Annotated in this window: 20 protein-coding genes and 1 pseudogene; 6 read left to right on the forward strand and 15 right to left on the reverse strand. The window is 44.0% G+C overall.

The genetic code is table 11. The features are described from left to right. The 8 genes and pseudogenes from rsmG to ACQY1X_RS08090 form a co-directional block, all read right to left on the reverse strand. Positions 1-678, reverse strand: a complete 678-nt coding sequence (gene rsmG / locus ACQY1X_RS08055; protein ID WP_002740031.1) for a 16S rRNA (guanine(527)-N(7))-methyltransferase RsmG — start codon at positions 676-678, stop codon at positions 1-3. A gap of 35 nt (positions 679-713) precedes the next feature. Then, complete coding sequence (locus tag ACQY1X_RS08060) at positions 714-1,682, reverse strand: cysteine synthase A (RefSeq protein WP_430015559.1); 969 nt, start codon at positions 1,680-1,682, stop codon at positions 714-716. A 6-nt stretch (positions 1,683-1,688) separates the two neighbouring features. Further along, positions 1,689-1,907: pseudogene (locus tag ACQY1X_RS08065) on the reverse strand (PhoH family protein); the annotation flags it as partial. Between the two features lie 424 nt (positions 1,908-2,331). Then, positions 2,332-3,132 carry a formylglycine-generating enzyme family protein gene (locus ACQY1X_RS08070; RefSeq protein ID WP_430015560.1) on the reverse strand — a complete coding sequence of 267 codons (801 nt, stop codon included), beginning with the start codon at positions 3,130-3,132 and terminating at the stop codon, positions 2,332-2,334. Positions 3,133-3,628: 496 nt separating this feature from the next. Further along, positions 3,629-3,880: a UPF0175 family protein gene (locus ACQY1X_RS08075; RefSeq protein ID WP_002739985.1), complete on the reverse strand. Its 252-nt coding sequence runs from the start codon at positions 3,878-3,880 to the stop codon at positions 3,629-3,631. A 580-nt stretch (positions 3,881-4,460) separates the two neighbouring features. Beyond that, a complete protein-coding gene (locus tag ACQY1X_RS08080) occupies positions 4,461-7,349 on the reverse strand; it encodes an SAV_2336 N-terminal domain-related protein (protein WP_430015561.1) in 2,889 nt (962 codons plus the stop codon). After that, positions 7,346-8,305 carry an AAA family ATPase gene (locus ACQY1X_RS08085; protein ID WP_430015562.1) on the reverse strand — a complete coding sequence of 320 codons (960 nt, stop codon included), beginning with the start codon at positions 8,303-8,305 and terminating at the stop codon, positions 7,346-7,348. Before ACQY1X_RS08085 ends, ACQY1X_RS08080 begins: the two co-directional genes overlap by 4 nt. A 6-nt stretch (positions 8,306-8,311) precedes the next feature. Continuing rightward, the gene (locus tag ACQY1X_RS08090) at positions 8,312-9,820 is read right to left on the reverse strand and encodes a hypothetical protein (protein ID WP_430015563.1); all 1,509 of its coding nucleotides are present in this window, start codon (positions 9,818-9,820) and stop codon (positions 8,312-8,314) included. A gap of 158 nt (positions 9,821-9,978) precedes the next feature. Here ACQY1X_RS08090 and ACQY1X_RS08095 point away from each other — a divergent pair, with 158 nt between their 5' ends. Further along, entirely contained in the window at positions 9,979-10,161 is a 183-nt protein-coding gene (locus ACQY1X_RS08095) for a hypothetical protein (RefSeq protein WP_430015564.1), read from the forward strand. A gap of 63 nt (positions 10,162-10,224) precedes the next feature. Beyond that, on the forward strand, positions 10,225-11,340 hold the full coding sequence (locus ACQY1X_RS08100) for a fatty acid desaturase (protein ID WP_430015565.1): 1,116 nt from the start codon (positions 10,225-10,227) through the stop codon (positions 11,338-11,340). 392 nt (positions 11,341-11,732) lie between these two features. On the opposite strand, the gene ACQY1X_RS08105 is transcribed toward ACQY1X_RS08100, so the two are convergent. The 3 genes from ACQY1X_RS08105 to rpmI are packed head-to-tail and all read right to left on the reverse strand — an operon-like array spanning position 11,733 to position 13,285. After that, on the reverse strand, positions 11,733-12,689 hold the full coding sequence (locus tag ACQY1X_RS08105) for a PhoH family protein (RefSeq protein WP_430015566.1): 957 nt from the start codon (positions 12,687-12,689) through the stop codon (positions 11,733-11,735). A gap of 13 nt (positions 12,690-12,702) precedes the next feature. Then, positions 12,703-13,050, reverse strand: a complete 348-nt coding sequence (rplT, locus tag ACQY1X_RS08110; RefSeq protein WP_002739593.1) for a 50S ribosomal protein L20 — start codon at positions 13,048-13,050, stop codon at positions 12,703-12,705. 31 nt (positions 13,051-13,081) lie between these two features. Beyond that, positions 13,082-13,285 carry a 50S ribosomal protein L35 gene (rpmI, locus tag ACQY1X_RS08115; protein ID WP_002755041.1) on the reverse strand — a complete coding sequence of 68 codons (204 nt, stop codon included), beginning with the start codon at positions 13,283-13,285 and terminating at the stop codon, positions 13,082-13,084. Between the two features lie 210 nt (positions 13,286-13,495). Here rpmI and ACQY1X_RS08120 point away from each other — a divergent pair, with 210 nt between their 5' ends. Next, positions 13,496-14,671, forward strand: coding sequence for a transaldolase (locus ACQY1X_RS08120; RefSeq protein ID WP_430014337.1), 1,176 nt, complete (start codon positions 13,496-13,498; stop codon positions 14,669-14,671). A gap of 122 nt (positions 14,672-14,793) precedes the next feature. Here ACQY1X_RS08120 and prfA read toward each other — a convergent pair whose 3' ends face one another. Together prfA and ACQY1X_RS08130 are read right to left on the reverse strand one after the other, a co-directional pair. After that, positions 14,794-15,894, reverse strand: coding sequence for a peptide chain release factor 1 (gene prfA / locus ACQY1X_RS08125; protein ID WP_287636724.1), 1,101 nt, complete (start codon positions 15,892-15,894; stop codon positions 14,794-14,796). Continuing rightward, entirely contained in the window at positions 15,855-16,052 is a 198-nt protein-coding gene (locus tag ACQY1X_RS08130) for a hypothetical protein (protein WP_071590362.1), read from the reverse strand. Before ACQY1X_RS08130 ends, prfA begins: the two co-directional genes overlap by 40 nt. A gap of 371 nt (positions 16,053-16,423) precedes the next feature. Here ACQY1X_RS08130 and ACQY1X_RS08135 point away from each other — a divergent pair, with 371 nt between their 5' ends. Continuing rightward, the gene (locus ACQY1X_RS08135; RefSeq protein WP_002755036.1) at positions 16,424-18,577 is read left to right on the forward strand and encodes a polyribonucleotide nucleotidyltransferase; all 2,154 of its coding nucleotides are present in this window, start codon (positions 16,424-16,426) and stop codon (positions 18,575-18,577) included. Positions 18,578-18,919: 342 nt separating this feature from the next. Here the strand turns inward: ACQY1X_RS08135 and rpsN are convergent, their stop codons facing one another. Then, the gene (gene rpsN / locus ACQY1X_RS08140) at positions 18,920-19,222 is read right to left on the reverse strand and encodes a 30S ribosomal protein S14 (RefSeq protein WP_002740009.1); all 303 of its coding nucleotides are present in this window, start codon (positions 19,220-19,222) and stop codon (positions 18,920-18,922) included. Between the two features lie 120 nt (positions 19,223-19,342). Between rpsN and ACQY1X_RS08145 the strand changes: the two genes are divergently transcribed. After that, on the forward strand, positions 19,343-19,882 hold the full coding sequence (locus tag ACQY1X_RS08145; RefSeq protein ID WP_002743961.1) for an NUDIX hydrolase: 540 nt from the start codon (positions 19,343-19,345) through the stop codon (positions 19,880-19,882). On the opposite strand, the gene ACQY1X_RS08150 is transcribed toward ACQY1X_RS08145, so the two are convergent. Beyond that, a complete protein-coding gene (locus ACQY1X_RS08150; RefSeq protein ID WP_002739991.1) occupies positions 19,875-20,057 on the reverse strand; it encodes a hypothetical protein in 183 nt (60 codons plus the stop codon). The genes ACQY1X_RS08145 and ACQY1X_RS08150 overlap by 8 nt on opposite strands. A 186-nt stretch (positions 20,058-20,243) precedes the next feature. Here ACQY1X_RS08150 and ACQY1X_RS08155 point away from each other — a divergent pair, with 186 nt between their 5' ends. Beyond that, positions 20,244-22,469, forward strand: a complete 2,226-nt coding sequence (locus ACQY1X_RS08155; RefSeq protein ID WP_430014338.1) for a glycosyltransferase — start codon at positions 20,244-20,246, stop codon at positions 22,467-22,469. The last annotated feature ends 82 nt before the right edge of the window (positions 22,470-22,551 follow it).

A 22,551-nucleotide genomic window follows, 5' to 3' on the forward strand; every position in this document is an offset into this window, starting at 1 on the left:
TTATCCCTTGCAGATATATAGACAATGACGGACGCTTTGGCTTAAGGGAGTGGTAAAACTGGCAATTTCGAGGATTTTACCGCCAGCTTTCCCTAGATTCTCCTCTAAACTCAAACTATCCTGCGCGGACCACTGACCACGATAGAGAATAGCGATTCCGGTCTTTTTCAGGAAAGGCAAAGCATAGTTAACACAGATATCCACATTACCTACCGCTCGCAAACAGACGATATCATAAGCACAGTTATGTTTAAGGTTTTTCCCGACGATTTCCGCCCGACCTAAACGAGTTTTCGTGTTATTTAACTCTAATTTGTCAATAACTTCTTCAAGAAAATTAATCTTTTTTTGGGTGGAATCTAAGAGAGTCACCGACCAATGGGAATATGCGATCGCAATTGGCAGCCCCGGAAATCCGGCCCCGGTCCCCAAATCAATGACTGACAGGGATTTTGTCAATAGATCCGGCTGGGATTTTTCTAACCAAGCTAAACCCGATAAAGAATCCCAAAGATGTTTTTCCCAAAACTCCTCTGGTTGGGTAATTCGGGTGAGATTAAAACGTTGATTACCCTCTAAAATCAACTCATAAAGTTGTTGAAATCGCGCTTGTCTGGCTCCATCGGGTTGCCATTCTAGGGTTTCTTGCCAAAGGTCAAATAATTCAGGAAGGATCATTAATTCAGTTATCAGTTATCAGTTATCAGTACAATTTAAGCCAATCCTTTCTCAGCTAACCATTGAGGATTATATAAACGAGATTGATAACGGGACCCACCATCACAAAGAACAGTAACGATGGTGTGGCCTGGTCCCATTTGTTTAGCTAAAGCTACCGCAGCACCAACATTAATACCCACAGAACCCCCCATAAATAAACCATCTTTTTGTAATAGTTGATAAACAACTTTGATGGCAGTGGGATCATCAATTTGAATGGCATCATCTATGGGTGCGCCTTCCATATTAGCGGTAATACGACTATTACCAATCCCTTCCGTAATTGAACTACCTTCCAGGGTAATTGTCCCGGTTTTCACATAACTATATAAACCGCTACCCATCGGATCCGCCACCACACAACGCACCTGGGGATTTTGGTCTTTTAAAAACATCGCCACCCCCGCGTAGGTTCCCCCGGTTCCCGTGGCAGCCACCCAAGCGTCAATTTTACCGTCGGTTTGTTCCCAGATTTCCCGGCCGGTGGTTTCGTAGTGAGCGCGACGATTAGCCAGATTATCGAATTGATTGGCCCAGATAGCATTTTCCATCTCACTGGCCAATCTCCCCGATAATTTAACGTAATTATTGGCATCTCGGTAAGGAACGGCGGGAACAGTACGCACTTGGGCACCCAATGTTCTCAATAGGTCGATTTTCTCTTGGGATTGGGTATCGGGAATGATAATCAGGCATTTATAACCTTTAGCATTGCAGATATGGGCCAAACCGATGCCAGTATTGCCGGCGGTTCCTTCGACAACGGTTCCCCCCGGTTGGAGAGTACCGGCTTTTTCCGCTTCTTGGATAATATATAAAGCGGCCCGATCCTTGACCGAACCACCGGGGTTAAGAAATTCGGCCTTACCGAGAATCTCGCAGCCGGTTTCCTCGCTAAAACTATTGAGACGAATTAGGGGAGTATTACCCACCGCATCGACGAAACCATTTTTAATATCCATAATCTGTTATTTTTCGTGCTGTTCGTAGGCTGAGACGATTTTTTGTACCAAGGGATGACGCACCACATCGGCCCGGGATAGGTAACAAAAAGCGATCCCTTCTACTGATTTTAGGATTTTTTGAGCGGCAATTAACCCCGATTCCTGTTGTTGCGGTAAATCGGTTTGGGTGACATCTCCGGTTACTACCATGCGCGAACCGAATCCCAAGGAAGTTAAGATCATTAATGCGATCGCAATTTCTCCACTGGGGAATTGAATCGTTGGCCAATTTCTACCACTTTAGCTGATACAGTCCTGCTGGCGAGCGAGTGGAAGGAACCACAGAGACACAGAGGACACAAAGATCGATCAGTCCTATGTAAGTTAAGCTGATCACACAAAGAATAGGAGAGCCATGAGCAGCTGTTGATGTAAGCTAAGACGCATTTAAACCGCTTATTCTTAGATTAGTTGAACTTCCCCCAATCCCTTTACTATTGCCTCTTGTCTCGTCTCAACAAGCAATTTATACCCCACAGAAAAAGGGTTTCTCGGAGAAACCCTTTTTCTACTCATGATAATTCTCTCAATCCTTTTATAGTACACATATAGTACATCTGCTCAAAAAAATCGAAAAAGGGTAAAAAGGGAAAAAAGAGAAAAAGGGTTACAGGGTCCTCCCAGCACCGCACACCACCCGAAAACCGTAGGCGTTGCTGTAGTCGTCGCGGCGGAGGTCGTTGAGGCGGAAAGCAGAACGGCAGTAATTCGGATAGCTGTACCAAGAACCGCCCCGCAGAGCTTTATATGCTTGATTTTGCTGTTTTTTGCTCTTTTTTATCTCCTCATAATTTTCGCGCCAATCATCTTGACACCACTCCCAGACATTTCCGTGCATATCATATAAACCAAAGTCGTTGGCGTAGAATTGCCCAACAGGGGTGGTTTTTTTGAGATTTTCATTATAGTTGGCTAAATCTGGGGTAAGAATTTCCCCAAAGTGATAGGGGGGGTAGGTTTCTCCTTTGTCGAGATTTAAGGGTTTGGTTTGCGCTCGACAAGCGTACTCCCACTCAGCTTCCGTTGGGAGCCTATATTTTCTTTTACTTAATTTAGAGAGCCTTTGGCAAAATTCTACGGCATCTAACCAAGATACATTTTCAACGGGGTTTGTGCTGCCTTTAAACTCCGATGGCTCTGGTTTTAAATCTTGCTCTACTTTTAAATCTTCTCTTTGGGCAATATATAACCATTGAGCTTGGGTAATGGGGTAGATACCCATCAAGAAGTTTTTCAGGGTGACGTTGTGTTGCGGCTTTTCACTTTTATTACTACTTTCTTGTTCTGAAGAACCCATTGTAAAGGTTCCCGATGGTATTTTGACTAATTCTATGTCTAGTTCATCGGTGAGTTTTTCTCTATAGATTAAAAGACGTTTTTGGGTCTTTTGGATGATTATTGTAGGCATAAGTAGGGTTTGCTGAATAAATATGAAATATAGACGAGGTAAGGGTTTTAGTGTTCTGTATCGGCCCGCGTCCTGTAGGGGCGAAGCATTCGGGCATAACCTATCGGTGAAACCGTAGATTTTCTATCCGAATGCTTCGCCCGTACTTTTTCAGCAAGCCCTAAGTAAGTAATTATAATTAAATGAAAAATTGATTGTAGGGTTGATTCATGAATCAACCCTACCTTGATAAGGGGGTTTGATCCCCCCTGCCCCCCTTGATAAGGGGGGTGCCGATAGGCGGGGGGATCTGAAAGTTTTTAATACCTACCGACTTAGTTATGAAAATGGAAGAAACTCTTGATGGGAAAAATATTAAAATAGGGCGAGAGAATCGGGAATTTCTATTGCTAAAGCTAATACTTCTCTTTCTCCTTTTCCTAAATCAGTGACAGGGAATCAGTCAAGTAAGTTAGTCTGATAGAGGTATTGAATCGGTGATGTATCGGCAATTACATTAGGCATTAGCCAGATCCTCGATTAATTCTGCTTCCTTGAGTCGGAAGGTATCAACTCCATAGTCTGCAAGTTTAGAGAGAAAAACAACTCGCGGAATACCTGCTAAGTTAGCAGCAGTGCCAGAGGAAAGTTTTCCCAATTCATAAAGTTTAATGGCAGCAAGAAGAGAGATTTCCTGTGCTAGTTGTTCTGGGGTGAGATGTAAAGCGAGAGCGGTTTCATCGGGTAAGGAAAGAGTGATTTGGTACATGATGAATCCTAGGGTTTTTCTTAATTAAAGGGCAGATCCCCCCGCCTATCGGCACCCCCCTTAATAAGGGGGGCAGGGGCAGGGGGGATCAAACCCCCCTTATCAAGGGGGGATCAAGGGGGGATCAAACCCCCCTTATCAAGGGGGGCAGGGGGGATCAAACCCCCCTTATCAAGGGGGGATTAAGGGGGGATCAAACCCCCCTTATCAAGGGGGGATTAAGGGGGGATCAAACCCCCCTTATCAAGGGGGCTATCCCTTATAGGGATCTTTCTTAACAATTTTTGCAGTAAGCACTCCAACCCTTATCCTGACTTGATTTCAGTTTTTTCTTTGTCAGTAAGGGTGTCAACAAGGAATATTACAAATTGTTAACCGAGTCTTGAAAGCCTTGTGCTACAAAGGTTTGAAATGTTAAGAAAGATGTGACTAAAGGACAGATCAAGGGGGGCAGGGGGGATCAAAACCCGTCTTCAATTTAATTATAACCAGCTACTGATCAGCCAACCTCATCTAGTACATTTGTTCAAAAAAATCGAAAAAGAGAAAAAGGGTAAAAAGGGAAAAAAGAGAAAAAGGGTTACAAAGTCCTCCCAGCACCGCACACCACCCGAAAACCGCCGTCGTTGAAGCAGTAGTCGCGGCGGTAGTAGAGGTCGCGGTAAGCAGAACGGCAGTAATAGGGAAGGTTGAACCAAGAACCGCCCCGCAGAACTTTATTTGCCCGATTTTGCTGTTTTTTGCTCTTTTCTAGCCAAGTACTACCATTCCTAGGTGCGCCTTGATAATTTTCCCAGAAGTCATCCTGACACCACTCCCAGACATTGCCGTGCATATCATACAAACCAAAACCATTGGGGGGAAATTGCCCCACGGGGGTGGTTCTCGCACGATATTCTCCTGCTGGTTCCTTAGCAAAGCGTTTCCTAGCATCGTAGTTAGCTAAATTTGAGGTGAGGGTTGCTCCGAAGTGGAAGGGGGTGGTGGTTCCAGCACGACAAGCATACTCCCATTCCGCCTCACTGGGTAGCCGATACTGTTTCTTGGTCATTTTAGAGAGCCTTTGGCAAAATTCTACGGCATCTAACCAAGATACATTTTCAACGGGGTTTGTGCTGCCTTTAAACCGCGATGGCTCTGGGTTTAAATCTCGCTCTACTTTTAAATCTTTCCTTTGGGCAATATATAACCATTGAGCTTGGGTAATCGGAGTTTGACTTAGGTAAAACGGAGCGATTTTTACTAAATGTCTGGGGGATTCTCGTTTGAACCAATCCCTATCGTATTTTTCCACTAGCCGCGCTATTTCCTCCGCTTCGGTTCCCATCCAAAACTCCCCCGAAGGAATATAGAGCATTTTTAAGCTGGGGGGATTTTCTTCAAAGTAGAAGGCTCTCACGGGTTCTTTGGCGGTAATTTGTCCCCTCTCATCCACAAAAACGGTTTCAGACTTGAACAGGGTTAGGTTAAATTTCTCGGTGATGATTTCTTCTTCTGTGTTATCCAAGACTTCCCTAAACTGGACTGGCATTGTCTCGGCGGTTATTTCTTCGCTTGCCAAAATTTTAAGCTGCTCAGGGGTTAAACGAAGACGCTGATACAGTTCCCCATCTTCTACGCTGAAATCCTTAAGTCTATGCTTGAGCAGTTGAAACAATATTTCCTCTCCTCCCGTAAGCTCTTTTACCTTAGCTATGGTTACGGTTTTATATTTCCTCAGCCACTTTTCCTCAACCGGTGGGGGTGGAGGTGAGTCAACCATAGATTGCAGCTTTTGGCTAATTTCTTGGTACTTTGCTTCCCCTAGCTTTTGGAAAACCTTAGCAGATACCTTGGCAAAGGCGCGAACTAGATTAGCTGCTTCTTTGCCGAGGAGAACTTGGGGATTGGTAAGAATAAGACCAAAAAAGGTGGTGGTACTCAGGTTAAGTTTTTGGGCGATGTATTCCGAGAGGACAAAAATTACTTCTAAGGCGCGGCTATTCCCTAGTTCAGTGAGCAGAAGCTCTCTCACCTCATCATCAAATTCAAAATCTAGGCTGTTGGGGGGAGTATGAAAGTTAAATTTACCTCCTTTGTCCCACTTCACTGGTTCCCCTCCTAGATAGACTTTAAGAAAACCGCTAAGGATGACTTCTGCTATGTTTAGGGGGTTAGAGGCGCTTAAAAGTTTGCTTTGGATAAGACGGATGATGGGAAGATTTACCGGGGCTGCGGCTAATTTTTTCAGTAACTCCCAAGCTAGAGGTGAGGCGGTACTAGCGAATAGTTCTAGAGCTTGCTTCCCAGACATCTCCGGAGAAATAGTTGCGGGTATTTCTCTGTTTTGGGGAGATTTTTCTAGTAGTACCCCCGCACAGGTGGCGTTGCTGTCACCACTGACAACGAGCGCCCAAGCTTTTAAGGATGAAGGGGTTAGGGAGATGGTGGGTAGGGGAAAGTAGGTTTTTTGGATTGTTTCTCTGAGAATATGTTGATTTTCCCCTTCCTTCTCAATTTGTAGCAGCAGGGGGATAGAGGTAAATCTCCAGTTTTGTGAAGGTTTTCGGGGGGTTTGGTTGACTAGGGAGACGAACCAACCTCGACTAAGGGCGGTTCTTTCCCACATTGCTTCCGGGAAGGGAGAAAGCAGGGTGACGATTTGGTGTTTTCCCCAGTCCTGAAGAGCTTGGTTATAGCGTCCTTGATACCAGTCTGGGGAAGTACAATCACTGTAGAAGAGGATAAGTCTTTCGCCGCGAGGATGGATGAGATCTTTTGGGTGAATTGAGCAAGTATCGTTAGAGTAGGTACGGATGGCTAAATTTTGCCTGTCTTCGTCCCATCCGATGCGGTAGAGTTTGACATCCCGAAAGGCCCCGATTTGTTCTAGCCAATCGCGGATTTCCCCGGCCATTTCTTTCCAAAAGACCATGGAGGCCCATTCTTCAATCAGTAAAACTACCTCTAGGGAACGGACTTTTTTGGCTTGGTAAACGGGTATTAGGGCTAAACTGCCATCTTTCTTGCCGATGCTATACTCGGCCGATTTCTGTACGGTGCTGTTTAGGTTTATTTGTCTTTGGGTGGCTGAGTCTATCTTTTGGATGAGGGGACGCACTGCCCGCCCTAATTTTAGGGTTTCTCGCCAGAATTTGGCACTGGGGAGGCTAATGGGTAGGGTATCTGCGCCTATCTTCTCAGGCTGTTTTTGTGCTTCTGTCTCGCGTATTAAGGGAACTTCATCGGATGGGGCTGGTGACTCTTGGGTTTTGTTTTTACTCTCCTGGGAGGGGTTTTTAGCGGTCGGGGTTTCTTCCTTTTCTTCCCTAGGCTCTGGACGGGTTTGGGGTTTTCCTTCCTCTTCTTGGGTGAGAACATACCACCATAAACTATCAGCTATCTGGTAACTGTCTAGGTCCCATCCCCTGCCCTTGACAAAGGTGATAAATTTATCAATCAGTTCTGGTGTGGGAAGGGTTTGGGTCATGTATTGCCTGTGTCGGTGAGATAGGTAAATAGTAGGTTGGTAAGGGACTTTAATTCTGCACCTGTGGGTTTATTTTCGCCCATGCTCATAAAGACGGCGTTTAAAAGCTGGTCTGTTGCTAGTTCCCCTTTTTCTCGTTTTTTAACATATTCTGCGATCGCTGCTTCTATTTTTTTACTTTCGGGACTGGCTTCTTTATAATCAAAATGGCTTTTTACTATCTTTTTTAGTTCCTCTGGGGTGGGGTCGGGAATTTCTAAGAGCAGACATCTACGTTTAAAGGGTAGGGGAAAATCCCTCTCGCCGTTGCTCGTCATAATCACTATGGGGAACTGTTGGCAGCTTACCTTACCTTGGGGGATGGATTCCCATTCACCGTCATGGGTTTGTACTGGTATTGGTTCGTTTTCGGTATCTTTAGCGAGTCGGGAAAGTTCGGTGATTTCAAATTTTCCCTCTTCAAAAAGGTTTAAGAGGTCGTTGGGTAAGTCGATGTCACTTTTATCTATCTCATCGATAAGCAGTACCCGGGGATAATTTCTCGGACAGAGGGCTGTCCCCAAGGGACCCAAGCGGATATACTTCCCTATGTCTTTTTTTTCTTCTAGTTGGTAATCTTGCAAACGTGCGATCGCGTCGTAGTAGTATAATCCCTCTTGTAGGGTGGTGCGGGTATTAATTGGCCAGACTAATACTTCTCCTAAGTCTAATTCGTAGGCGATTGCGTAGGCTAGGGAGGTTTTCCCTGTACCCGGTTTCCCTGTGACTAAAATAGGCCGGCGTAGGTGAATGGCTGCGTTTACGGTTTCGATGGTTTTATCGTTAACTATGAGTTGTTTTCCCCGCTCCTCGGATTTGTTGGTGGCGAAGCTTCGCCAAGGTGGGATTTCTGGCCAAGTAATCTTATCCCTTGAGCGTTTTTCATGATTGCCTTGAAAGATTTTCCATGAACTCATAGTTAGTTAACCTAGGTGCTGAGATGTTAAGTAGTGGAAGGGGGGCATCCGATTAGGGTCTTCTAAAAAGCATAATAGATGATGTCCTAGATGTTCTGGTTCATCTTCTAAATTATCTGATGATTGTCGCCTCACCTCTTGAACTCTTGTGGACAATTGATTGATTTGAATACCCTGTAAGAGTGTATTAATTTCTGTTCTGTGAATTGCTTCCTGAGCATGACAGCGTGACCCAACGGCTAAAGGTATGCCATATTTTAAGCTTCTTTTAAATAATTGCTCTAAATCCTCTTGAGTTGAAGCGCAAAGATTGCTCCATAGAGTTGTTTCTTGGCACAAATAGGATTCGCTGTTATTAACTGTTTGTGTATCTATAGAATTTGTTGTTAATCTCTCCCATCTACTTTTCCAATTTTGATAAGCTGGCATTTTACTATACATTTTTTCCAATCTCATAAGAGAGCGAACATTAACAAAATATACTCTCTTAAGTTGAGTTAGGCTATCAAAGCAATTGTATTCCCAAGATTCAAAGTTAGTATATAGTAGCTTACCATCGGTGAAAAATTCAATATTTAAGTTTGCACCTCCTCGCTCATGACAATCTTCAATAATTTTTGTTAAAATGTTCGTTATATCTTTTTGAGTATAAACATCTTTGCTAACGCTACTATCTACAGGAAGATGTATATAATTATTTCCTTGACTTTGAGATATATTTAACTGTAGAAACCACGCAGCAAATTTATATTCAGGGGAAGTATTTACTTGATTTTTACTCTCCTCTATTTTGATACATAGATAGTTGTTAATATTTTCTCGATTGTCAGGTTCTGCATTAATTGCTGGTATCTCTGCTATCCAAGCATTGTAATCTGTGTCAGTAATCTTTAATAGTTCCTTTAACTCCTGTATTGTTTGTTCAATGTCTGAGCGAGTGGAGCTATTAATTCTGCTATCTTGAGTAAGTCTAAAAAGTATTATTAATGAATCTTTATCTGGAAGATTTATGATTTTATCGATGATTTCTTCAAAATCAGCATTGTCATTATCTGGCAAGTACGACTTTATGATCGGACTCAGTTCTGATTGTTGTTGTCCAGACAAGTTATTTTTAAGCTTTGTAAATATATCAATTTTTGTCTTATTTTCTTTAAGTTTATCCCGTAAAAAAGTCCCATTGTCACTTATTTTTCTATTATACTCTTCAACCAATGAGATGACATTGGCCTTGTTAACTTTTTCTATATCTCTTTCTAATCCCTTGTTAAATGCCTGGGCAAGTAATGGAAAAAAAATTTTAGCTGCGTGCGTTTTTAGCGACTGCGCGTCGTAGCCAGACTCTCTTTCTATGTGTTCATAAGTCCAACCCTGTGCAAACCCTTCGATTAAACATTTTTGAATAGATGTAATACCATTAGGCTCTATCAATTGAATCACTTTTTCCACACAGCTTAAAAACAGTTCTTTGCCTAAAGAACTTGGAATTTCTGGCTTAGATTTTCTATCTCCCATTTGTACTTGTGGTTCTCCTTTTAAGAATACAATTCACAAAATGCTACTTTTAGCTACTTAATGATACTTTGGCAAATTGACTACTAAATGCTACAAAAACTACCTCGACAATTAAAAGGGCTAGAAATAAGCTAAAAGTGTAGTCTAATTCAGAGCTTATGTACATCTCAAACTACCAGATTAAATCACTAACCCAGAGGCTAAAAAATCCCTTGGGGTATGTACCCAAAGAAGCTTGGGTAATTAATCTCGCCATCGAGATAGAAATCTCTCCAAAGCAATTTTTAAGTGATGGGCAATTAGTCCAGCACTACCGAGAAATTGAACAGCTGCACAGCTAATAAAACCGCCTGAATTTGGTTATTTAACCATTTTCAGGACAGTACAACTTATTTTCTACTGCCATGATACTGAAAAAACCCACCCCAACACAAGCATCGGCTTTAAGGGATAATCCACGCCTAGGGATGCTCCAACTCAGCGATAATCGTCTCGTACAAGCTTTCTTTGACTGGCTAACAGGCTACTACCTTGCTCCCCCTCTCTGGAAAAGCACACCCTCCTTAGAATTACTCTATGGCATACTCCAGTATATAGGAGGATTAGCGATCGCTCTTAGCCACTGGCAATTAATCCCCCTAGTATGGGTGCTATCCGTAGCTGGAGCGGCTCAATTGCAAGAAATAGCCCACTTTTGCGCCCATAATGCTTTTTTCCCTCAATATCCCACTTATAACCATCTTTTAGGTTGTTTACTTACCTTAATTACTGGGAAAAAGCCCTTTCCATTGTTCAAAAAAGATCACCTATTAATTCACCACCCGCCGAAAAACCTAGCTACCATGAATGACAAGGGGAATACCCCCTACCTAGTAGAAGATTTAGGTTTTGAATTTGGCCAAGAAGAGGCCTTCTATTGGCAAAATTTGGGCAAGTTATTACTCTCTCCCAAATTTTACGGAGAAACCTTCCTTTCTCGCCTGACTAATCTCCTTAAAGCTCCCATTAACTATCAAATAGCCACCCTGATTGTGCTTTTCTTGGCCTCTGTTTGTGCGGGTTTAACCCATTCTTGTTTAATCTGCTTACTCTGGGCGGTATTTACCCAACTCGGAACCTATGCAGCCGCACTCTTGCAACAGCTACCGGAGCATAATTGGGCCTATGAAGCCGATGATAATGAGGGAGCTAAATCTCAGGTAATTGGTAAATCTTTTGCCCTATATTTGGGTGCTTATCCTCCGCACTCGGACCACTGGTTAGAGTGGTTAAAATGGTACATAGAATTAGTAGGAGCAGTCTTTATTCGGCTGACCATCCTTCCAGTTAGCCTAGGGGCGCACTGTGTTCACCATGCTACAACAAACGATCACAACTGGGCTAACCAACTATATACCCTAAGAGCTTTTCAGACTGGCTCGGTGAAAGGATGGCAGCGTTATCAATTCCTTGAGGTTTGGGGATACCGAAACGCTTTAAACTACGTCTTTGTCGGTTTTAGTTTAAGGGGAAAAAGCTAAATTAAACTCGGTGTGCAACTATATTTTTAGTCTTGATTTACAACAAGGCTTTCAGAAATCAGCAGAGATAAAGTATCCTCTGGAACCCTGATTCTGTCGTTTTTAGTTGCACATCGCGTTAAATTAACCTAATTCGGGCTTGCTGAATAAAGCTAAAAACCTTGTTGGATAAGACTTTTAGACCTTTTGTCAATCAAAAAGTACTGGATATGGGAGTGATCGGGGGGAAATTTAGGCACTTTTTCCCTGAAAATTAGGTAATTGACCGCCTGAAAATGGGTAAAACCCTACACCCTACACCCCACACCCTGCCCCCACCAACAAACTTTTTCAACAGACCCTAATTCTATACTCTCTCGCAAGAGTACAAGAGCGACCATCTCAATAATCTGTTATTTTTCGTGCTGTTCGTAAGCTGAGACAATTTTTTGTACTAAGGGATGACGCACCACATCGGCCCGGGATAGGTAACAAAAAGCGATCCCTTCTACTGATTTGAGGATTTTTTGAGCGGCAATTAACCCCGATTCCTGTTGTTGCGGTAAATCGGTTTGGGTGACATCTCCAGTTACTACCATGCGCGAACCGAATCCCAAGCGAGTTAAGACCATTTTTAACTGTGCTGGGGTGGTATTTTGGGCTTCATCAACGATAACAAAAGCATTAGCTAGGGTTCGTCCCCGCATATAAGCTAAGGGAGCGATTTCGATTTTACCCCGTTCCATCAGGTCGGGAATTTTGGCCGCTTCGATAAATTCGTATAAAGCATCGTAGAGGGGACGCAAAAAAGGATCGACTTTTTGCTGTAAATCACCTGGGAGAAAACCTAATTTTTCCCCCGCTTCCACGGCCGGCCGGGTGAGGATAATCCGTTCTACTTTATCTTCTAATAGAGCCTGTACGGCTAAAACGGCGGCTAAAAAGGTTTTCCCCGTGCCAGCCGGTCCAATACAAAAGGTGATATCGTGACTTTGAATCGCTTGGATATATTGACGCTGACGGAAGGTTTTTGCCCGAATTAGCTCCCCACGACGGGTACGAGCGAGAATATCCTGCTGTAGTTCTTTATACTCGCTAGAACGCCCCGTATCGAGGGCATGGATAGCGGTCATAATATCGGCTTCGGCGATTAACTTGGCCTCTTGCCATAAAATACTTAAGGAGCGCACAATCGCTGTGGCACGCTCCACCGGGGTCAGTTGCCCCGCAATCCGCAATTCCATCCCTCGGAGGACTAAATTCGCCCCAGTTTGCTTGGCTATCAATTTGAGGTTAGCTTCTTGATGACCCGCTAAAGCGATCGCACTTTCTGAACTGGGGAATTGAATCGTTTGCCAAGTTTCCGTCATGCTTGGGGCTAAATTATCCTTTGGCTGTTTCTACCACTTTAGCAAAAGCGACGGGATCGAGGACGGCTAATTGGGCCAACATTTTCCGATTGAGGAGGATATTAGCTTTCTTTAATTGTCCAGTCAATTGGCTGTAACTGATGCCCTGTTGACGAGCAGCCGCGTTAATGCGGGTAATCCAAAGACGACGAAAATCGCGTTTACGTTTGCGACGGTCTCTATAGGCATTCCGCAAGGCCTTCATTACCTGTTGATTAGCGGTACGGAATAAGCGCGAGTGGGAACCGCGAAAACCTTTGGCTAATTTGAGAACTTTTTTGCGTCGCTTGCGGGCGACATTCCCCCGTTTTACTCTAGACATGATAATCCTTTAGACAATTTTTCTGGAAAACTTACAAATAGGGCAACATTAAGCGCACTTCCTTCTCGTCGCGCTCGTTTACCAGGGTAATCTGGGACAAACGACGGCGCTTGCGTTCGGCACTTTTATGATCGAGTAGGTGATTTTTGAAGGCTTTGCGACGTTTGATTTTTTTGCCGCTTCCCGTGGCCTCGAATCGTTTGGCCGCCGCCTTTCGCGTTTTTAGCTTGGGCATAAACTCCCTTTTATTAAATCGACACAATCACTAATACTATCACAAATAGAGGACTTTAGGCAAGGAGTGGCCAAAAGATTCCCCGGCTCATCCTTACTTTGGCCAGGTCTGTACTTGGGAATTAAATCAATCGGGAATTTTTCCCCTTCCTCTTGATCGAATCGCTAAGATCCAGATAATGTCTCGCGTTAACACGCATCTGGAGAAGTTATGGCTAAAACCCTACTAGAACAATTACGCCAATTTACAGTGGTTGTTGCCGATACCGGCGATATCCAAGCGATCGAAGCTTTTACCCCCCAAGATACCACCACTAACCCCTCCCTGATCACGGCTGCGGCCCAAATGCCCCCATATCGGCCGATTGTCGATCAAACCCTGCAAGCGGCCAGAAAAGAATTAGGAGAGCAGGCCACCCCAGAAGATGTGGCCAAATTAGCTTTTGATCGCCTAGCGATCGGTTTTGGTCTGCAAATCCTGCAAATCGTCCCCGGCCGCGTCTCCACCGAAGTGGATGCTCGTCTTTCCTACGATACCCAAGCTACCATCCACAAGGCCCGTTATCTAATTTCCCAGTATGAACAAGCGGGTATCTCTAGAGAAAGAGTCTTAATTAAAATTGCTTCGACTTGGGAAGGGATTAAAGCCGCAGAAGTCCTCGAAAAAGAGGGAATTCACTGTAATTTAACCCTATTATTCGGTTTTCACCAGGCGATCGCCTGTGCGGAAGCGGGAGTAACCTTAATTTCTCCCTTTGTCGGTCGGATTCTCGATTGGTATAAAAAAGAAACTGGTAAAGACTACGTTGGCGCTGAAGATCCCGGAGTCCAATCCGTTACCCAGATCTATAACTACTATAAAAAGTTTGGTTATAAAACCGAAGTTATGGGGGCAAGTTTCCGCAATATCGGCGAAATTCGCGAGTTAGCCGGTTGTGATCTTTTAACCATTTCCCCGAAACTTCTCGAGCAATTGCAAGAGACAGAAGCCGATTTACCCCGTAAGCTCGATCCAGATCAGGCCGCAACCCTTGATATTGTCAAAATTGCCATGGATCAAGCGACTTTTGAGAAAATGCACGCCGAAGATGCCATGGCTTCTGAAAAACTAGCGGAAGGTATTCAAGGTTTTACCAAAGCTTTAGAATTATTAGAACAATTGCTGATTCAACGTTTAACCCAGTTGGAAGGTCAGTCAACCCTAGAACACGCCGCCGAAGATATTTTCCGAGTCTATGATCATGATGGGGATGGTTTCATCACCCGGGAAGAATGGGCGGGAACCGATGCGGTATTCGATGCGATCGATATTAACCATGATGGGAAAATTTCTCCCGATGAGATCGCTGTCGGTTTGGGTGCGGCTTTTCGTTTAGTGGAAGCTTAGAATTAGTCGTGAGTTGAAGGAACCGGCATCATTCCCCACCCGCACTCACCCCCACCAGTGGGGAAAGTGCCGGAAGTGGGGAGCTTTTTACTGTTCACTGGTAACTGATCACTGATCACTGATTAAGCTGTCTCTTGGGCAGCGGCTAATTCCTCCAGTTTTCCCTGTTGATCCTTGGCGATACAGGATTGAATCACCTCTTCGATATCGCCATCTAAAATGCGATCGAGGGAAAAATTCTCATTTAAGCGATGATCGGTGAGACGATTATCCTTATAGTTATAGGTGCGAATTTTTTCCGAACGGGAACCGGTTCCCACCTGAGAGCGCCGCATGGAACTGACTGCTTCCTGTTGTTCCTGTAACTTTATATCGTACAATTTCGCCCGGAGAATCTGCATAGCTCGTTCCCGGTTTTGCAATTGCGATCGCTCTTCGGTGCAGAAAACCCGGATTCCCGTGGGTTTATGGATTAAATCGACGGCAGTTTCCACTTTATTGACATTTTGACCGCCTGCTCCCCCAGATCTAGCCGTGGTTAACTCAATATCCTTGGGATCGATATGCACTTCCACATCGTCCACTTCTGGCATAATTGCCACGGTAGCAGTGGAAGTGTGGACGCGACCACTTGCTTCCGTCAGAGGAACCCGCTGCACCCGATGGACTCCCGCCTCAAATTTCAGCTTACTATAGACGTTATCGCCTTTAATCTCTAAAATTGCCTCTTTAAATCCCCCCATATCCGCCGGAGATTCACTCAAAAGGCTAACTTTCCATTTTTGAGTTTCGGCATATTTTGAGTACAAGCGAACTAAATCCCCCGCCCAAATACTGGCCTCATCACCTCCGGTCCCGGCGCGAATTTCCAGCATGATATTCTTTTCATCGAGGGGATCCCGGGGCAGCAGCAGAATTGTTAATTGGTCTTCCAAAGTGGCGATTTTTGCCTCTAATGCTGCCACTTCTAGGGCGGCCATTTCGCGTAATTCGGGATCGCTGGCGGATTCTTTGAAGATTTGTTTCGCACCGATTAAATCCTCTTGACTTTTTTGCCAAATTTCGTAGGTGTTGACCGTTTCCTCTAGGGAAGCGCGGGATTTGGCCAGACGATGCAATTCACCCGGATTACTGGTGACATCGGGATCCGCTAGACGACGGGTTAATTCTGTGTAGGTCTGTTCTACAGATTGCAGTTTGTTGAGTAAATAACTTTCAGCCATAATCGATAGCCACAAATAGGGTTAAACGGGGTTAATTTGAAGATAACCCGCAAATTCTTTGGATTAGAAGCGTCTGAGAGATAATAGAGACACAATCCTTTTAATTTTCTTAATTTTCTTTGTCTGGAGTTCTGCGAGCTAGGAAAAATCCCGCTCAACTGCTGACAGTCAGTCAGTTTTGCTAATACTTAGAAATATTTTTAGGCCAGCAAGCGGCAAGGGAAGACATTTTTTTCTTAACCAGATTATTCCTATATCTGAAGCTATCATTTTTTGGCAGGTTTGAGCAAGTAGTGTTAAATCCTGTTTAAAAGTGGGGTGTGGGGTGTGGGGAGTGGGGAGTGGGGTGTGGGGAGTAGGGTGTGGGGTGTGGGGAGATGGGAGCAGGGAGCAGGGAGAAAAAAGCTGATAACTGATAACTGATCACTGATAACTGATCACTGAATACTAAACCTGTCGGAAAGGGGGACAAAAAATGCTAGGATTGCCACAGCACAGAGAAAAGTGAAAGAAAGGAATATAACTTTACATGGAAGAGTTTGACAAGTCAATATCCTTTGATGGCAGGGATATTCGACTAAAAATAGGGCTTTTAGCCCCCCAAGCTGGCGGTAGTGTTCTGATCCAATCGGGAGAAACGGCAGTTTTAGTGACAGCAACCACAGCCAAAGCCAGAGAAGGAGTAGATTTCCTGCCCTTAACCGTTGATTACGAAGAAAGATTATACGCCGCCGGGCGCATCCCGGGAGGATTTTTGCGTCGTGAAGGTCGTCCCCCGGAAAAAGCAATTCTGACCGGTCGTTTGATTGATCGCCCCCTGCGGCCCCTCTTCCCCAATTGGATGCGGGATGATATTCAGGTGGTCGCTACGACCCTCTCGATGGACGAGGAAGTCCCCCCAGATGTTTTGGCTGTTACCGGAGCTTCCGTGGCGGTTTTGTTGGCGGGGATTCCCTTCCAAGGACCGATGGCAGCGGTGCGCGTCGGTTTACTGGGGGATGAATTTATCATCAATCCCACCTACAAGGAAATCCATAACGGAGAATTGGATCTAGTGGTGGCCGGTAGTCCCGAAGGGGTGGTGATGATCGAAGCGGGAGCCAATCAGTTACCGGAACGGGATATTATTGAGGCGATCGATTTTGGTTATGAAGCAGTGCGCGACCTGATCACCGCTCAACGGGAATTGATCGATCAGTTGGGTATTCCCCTCGTCACCCGAGAAGCGCCGGTAGTAAACGAAACCGTGCAGAATTTCCTGAGAGAACAAGCTAAAGAGGAAATTAAACAGATTCTCTGTCAGTTTACCCTCAGCAAAACCGAACGGGATGAGAAATTAGAGGCGATCGAAAATCGGATCAAGGAAACTATAACCGCTCTCCCCGACGAAGATACCTTAAAAGCTCCAACTCTGGAAGAGCCGAAGTTAATCGGTAATCTCTTTAAGGATCTGACCAAAAAACTGATGCGTGCCCAAATTATCGAGGATGGGGTGCGGGTTGATGGTCGCAAACTGGACGAAGTACGGCCGATTTCTTGCCGGGTGGGAGTTTTACCCCGTCGGGTTCACGGTAGCGGTTTGTTTAATCGCGGTTTAACCCAGGTGCTTTCGATCGCCACCCTTGGCACCCCCGGTGATGCTCAGGATTTGGGGGACGATCTCCATCCCGAAGATGAAAAACGCTATCTTCATCACTACAATTTCCCACCCTTTTCCGTCGGTGAAACCCGTCCCATGCGTTCTCCCGGCCGTCGAGAAATCGGTCACGGTGCTTTAGCGGAAAGGGCGATCGTGCCTGTCCTTCCCCCCCAGGAGGAATTTCCCTATGTGCTGCGGGTGGTGTCGGAAGTGCTCTCTTCTAATGGTTCCACCTCCATGGGTTCCGTGTGCGGTTCTACCCTGGCGCTGATGGATGCCGGTGTTCCCCTGAAAAAACCCGTTAGCGGTGCGGCCATGGGTTTAATTAAAGAAGGGGAAGAAGTGCGGATTTTGACCGATATTCAGGGTATAGAGGATTTTCTGGGAGATATGGACTTTAAGGTGGCTGGTACTGATTCTGGCATCACCGCTCTCCAGATGGATATGAAAATCCCCGGTTTAACCATGGAAGTGGTGGCCAAGGCGATCGAACAAGCTTTACCGGCCCGCAAACATATCCTCGAGAAGATGTTAGCGACCCTAGAAAAACCCCGCACGGAATTATCTCCCCACGCACCCCGGTTATTGACGATCAAGATCGATCCGGATCTGATCGGGTTAGTCATCGGGCCAGGTGGTAAGACGGTTAAAGGGATTACTGAACAGACCGGCACGAAAATCGATATCGATGACGATGGGACTGTGACTATTTCCTCCACCGATGGGGAACAGGCCGAAAAAGCTAAACGACTGATCTACAATATGACCCGCAAACTCAATGAGGGTGAGGTCTATCTCGGTCGCGTGACTCGCATTATCCAAATCGGCGCTTTTGTGGAAGTTTTGCCGGGGAAAGAGGGAATGATCCATATTTCCCAATTGGCCGAGGGACGCGTCGGTAAGGTGGAGGATGAAGTGGCCGTGGGGGATGAGGTGTTAGTCAAGGTACGCGAGATCGATAGTAAAGGTCGTCTCAATCTCACTCGTCTCGGTATTCATCCCGATGAGGCCGCTGCTGCCCGTAAGGCTGCTACTGTAGTCTAGGTGAATTTTTTGTTCATGGTTAACTCTCGATCGCTCGATCGAGAGTTTTTGTTTAGGGCTTGCTGAATAAATGTGAAATGTAGGCAAGGTAAGGGTTTTGTGGCTTTTCTGGCGAAACAGGTGCAAGATTTTGAGAGAATCGTGCTTCAAAACCTGGCATCTTGAGCGGCGATCGCGTCCTGTAGGGGCGAAGCATTCGGGCAATAACCTATCGGTGAAACCGTAGATTTTCTATCCGAATGCTTCGCCCGTACTTTTTGCCGCAAACCCTATCTAAAAACGGCAATAGAGACGCAAAAACCACGCCTCTATCCCGGTATTTTCCCTAGATATTGTTTCTGACTACCAGCTAGACTTGACCACACCGGGTAAAAGACCTTGGTGGGCCCATTCGCGTAAAACGTTGCGGGATAAACCAAAATCGCGATAGTATCCTCTAGGTCTGCCGGTCGTTAAACAACGGTTGCGGTGACGACTAGGAGCGCTATTGCGGGGTAATTCCTGTAATTTTTGGTGAATTGCCAGTTTTTCTTCAAAATCTTCGGCGGTGCGGAATTGTTCTTTTAGTTCCGCTCTTTTAGCTTCGTATTTTTGTCTGAGACGAGCGCGTTTTTTCTCGCGTTCTACCATCGATTTTTTTGCCATGGGGTTTCTCGAAAAAGATTTAACCTGTAAAGACAGCATTTCCTATTATAACCTGAAACACCGGTGACAAAGGTGACATTTGTTGATATTAATTCTGAAAGTCCTAGTTGAAAATTTTCTATGTCTGAATCGCCTCAATTGCTCCAACAACGTCTTTTTTATCAAGGTCGGGTCTTTCAATTTGAAGTCTCGAAACTGCGTTTACCTAACGGTGTCGAGGGAGAATGGGAATGTGTGCGTCATCCAGGGGGTGCTTTAGCAGTTCCAATCACCAAGGAAGGTCAATTAGTTTTAGTACGTCAGTATCGATTTAGTTTGCAAGCTCGAATTCTGGAATTTCCCGCCGGAACGATTGATGAAGGAGAAGACCCTGCTACGACGGTAAAACGAGAATTAGAGGAAGAAGCAGGCTATCGGGCCCATAATTGGCAATCTTTGGGTAAATTTGCCCTGGCACCGGGTTATTCCGATGAATATATCTATGCTTTTCTGGCGCAAGATCTGGAAAAATTAAGCTTGCCCCCCGCTCAAGATGCCGATGAGGATATAGAAGTGGTTTTTATGAGTTTTGAGGAAATGGAATCAGCGATCGCCAGGGGAGAATCGATCGATGCTAAAACTATTACTAGCTTCTATCTGGCCCGTTTAGCTCTTAATTAATCTTTTCAATCACCGTTTGTCCTAGTTGAATCAACTCAAAACCGATAAAAAGGCTTAAAATCACAGTGACAGCCTGATTAAGTAGGGGTATATTGCCTTTGCCTAGAACAGAAGCGACGAATTTGACCACAACCAAAACGAGAGCGCTAACAACGGCGATTTTGACGGCTATCATAGACTAATTTTTCCTCACGGTTAACCGAATTATACTATTTCCAGACTTTTTCTGGCTAGTTTCATCTTGGGTTTGATACAAAATTTAGCATTTTGGTGGAGAGCGCTCCTGTCATTGCCAAAAATGCCTGGTTTTTTGTTAAGAATTGTAAAATGTAGTTAGATTTATTTGATCAGAAGAGGATTCATGTCTAACCAAGAATCGATTTTTCCATTCCCTCAAAAACCAGTGTATTCCTCCCCATTTAAGTCGATGTTAGCGATAATATCAGTTATCTTAATTATGTTAGCAGTGATCGGCGGGTTAATGATGGTCAGTTTATCATTATCTTGGCCAGAACACAATATTTATCGATTACTCCTTGGTTTAGTAGAAGATTTTTTTAACCCCTTTGCTTGGATCAAAGTTCCCTCGGTTGCTCATAGCTATCAATTATTATTACCCACGGTTATTCTGCTAATTTTTACGCAGTTAATCATGTTCTTGTCTCCGCATCCGCAAGTTTGGTCAAGATTAGTCATTATTTCTATCACTCTCGCTATCACCCTGCGCTATCTAATCTGGAGGATTCTAGAAACCTTAAATCTTTCTACTCCTCTCAATGGCTTTTTTAGTTTACTGCTTTTAGGCATTGAGATGATAGTTTTAAGTAGTAGCATAATTCAGTTATTTTTAGTCTTAACCACGAAAGATAGACGCAAAGAAGCTGATTTTTATAGCCAAGCAGTGATCAATAAACAGTATTTGCCCACGGTAGATATTCTGATTCCCACCTATAATGAGCCAGCCTTTATCTTAAAAAGAACTATTATCGGTTGTCAAGCCCTTAATTATCCTCATAAAAATATTTATATTCTCGATGATACCCAGAGATCAGAAATTTATGAATTAGCAGAAAAATTAAATTGTCATTATCTGACTCGTGAGGATAGAAAAAATGCTAAAGCAGGTAATTTAAACCATGCTCTCAAACAAACCCAAGGGGAATTAGTGGTGGTTTTTGATGCAGATTTTATTCCTTGTCAGAACTTTCTAGAAAGAACTGTTGGCTGGTTTCAAAACCCCAAAATTGCCTTAGTGCAAACTCCTCAAAGCTTTTATAATACTGATCCTATCGCCCATAACTTAGGTTTAGAAAATATCGTTACTCCCGACGAAGAATTATTTTATCGTCATATCCAACCAGCTAAAGATGGTGTGGGTAGTCCTGTTTGTGCTGGCACTTCTTTTATTGTCAGAAGAAAAGCCTTAGAGGAAGTGGGATATTTTAATATAGAATCTATTAGTGAAGACTATTTCACTGGGATTGCTATCTCTGCCAAAGGTTATGAAGTTATTTACTTAAATGAAAAACTCAGTGCTGGTTTATCTGCTGAAAGTTTATCAGCTTATTTACTGCAAAGATTGCGCTGGGCAAGGGGAACTTTACAGGCATTTTTTATCAAAGCTAATCCCCTAAAAATTGCGGGATTAACTCTACCTCAAAGATTGGCACACTTAGAAGGAATATTATTTTGGTTTTCTCCCTTAGCTCGTTTATTTTCTTTGCTTATTCCTCTCCTTTATACCTTTGGATATATCGTACCTTTGAACATTACCATCAATGAGACAATATATATCTTTTTACCCTACATGATGCTGCAGTTAGCCACTTATCACTGGTTAAATTCTCGCTCGCGCTCAATTGTTTTTTCTGAGGTACTATCGATGATTATTTGTGTACCTACATCCCTAACAGTTCTCCATGTTCTTTGGAAACCCTTTGACAAAGGATTTCAGGTGACACCCAAGGGAATTGCTCGCCAAAATTATCAATATAATTGGCACTTATCCTACCCATTGCTGTTTTTTCTCACCATTACCTTAATTAGTATTTTCTTTAATTTACACCATCATAATTATCAAGAAAGTCCCCTAAATTTTGGTTTAATTTTGGCTATATATAACGTGGTTATTATCATGACTGCTCTGGTGGCTTTATTGGAAGCTCCCCTCACCCTAGAAACTGAATACCAAGTGCTGGAATCTCCTGTTAAATTGATAACAGAATCGGATATAATTATACAGGGCAATCTGAAAAAACTTTCGGAAATAGGAGCAGAAATTAACCTAAGGGAACCCATCTACTCAGAAAAGTTACTCCTAGATATTTTAGGCGAAGATTTGCGCCTATATGCTCATCTAGTCAATCTAGAAAAACGAGGCAAAATCTGGCAAGCAGCCCTTAAATTCCAGCCACTTACCCTATCAGAGCAGAGAAAGCTAATTACTTTTTTATTCTGTCGTCCCCAGCGCTGGCAACCGAAAAATACGGCAGGAGAATTACAATCCCTTTGGTTGTTAATTATCAGCTTTTGTCGGGGTATAAGCTTGATTTGGCGGGCATTTTTGAATGGAAAAACAGCCCTTTAGTTAAGTCAAAAGTCGAAAATAATTATCAAAAAACTATTGGCTGACCATCCTATCAACTGATCTTTGTCTGTGATTTTAATCA

This window comes from Microcystis protocystis FBCC-A270 (genome assembly GCF_050500235.1).
Classification (GTDB): Bacteria; Cyanobacteriota; Cyanobacteriia; order Cyanobacteriales; family Microcystaceae; genus Microcystis; species Microcystis ichthyoblabe_A.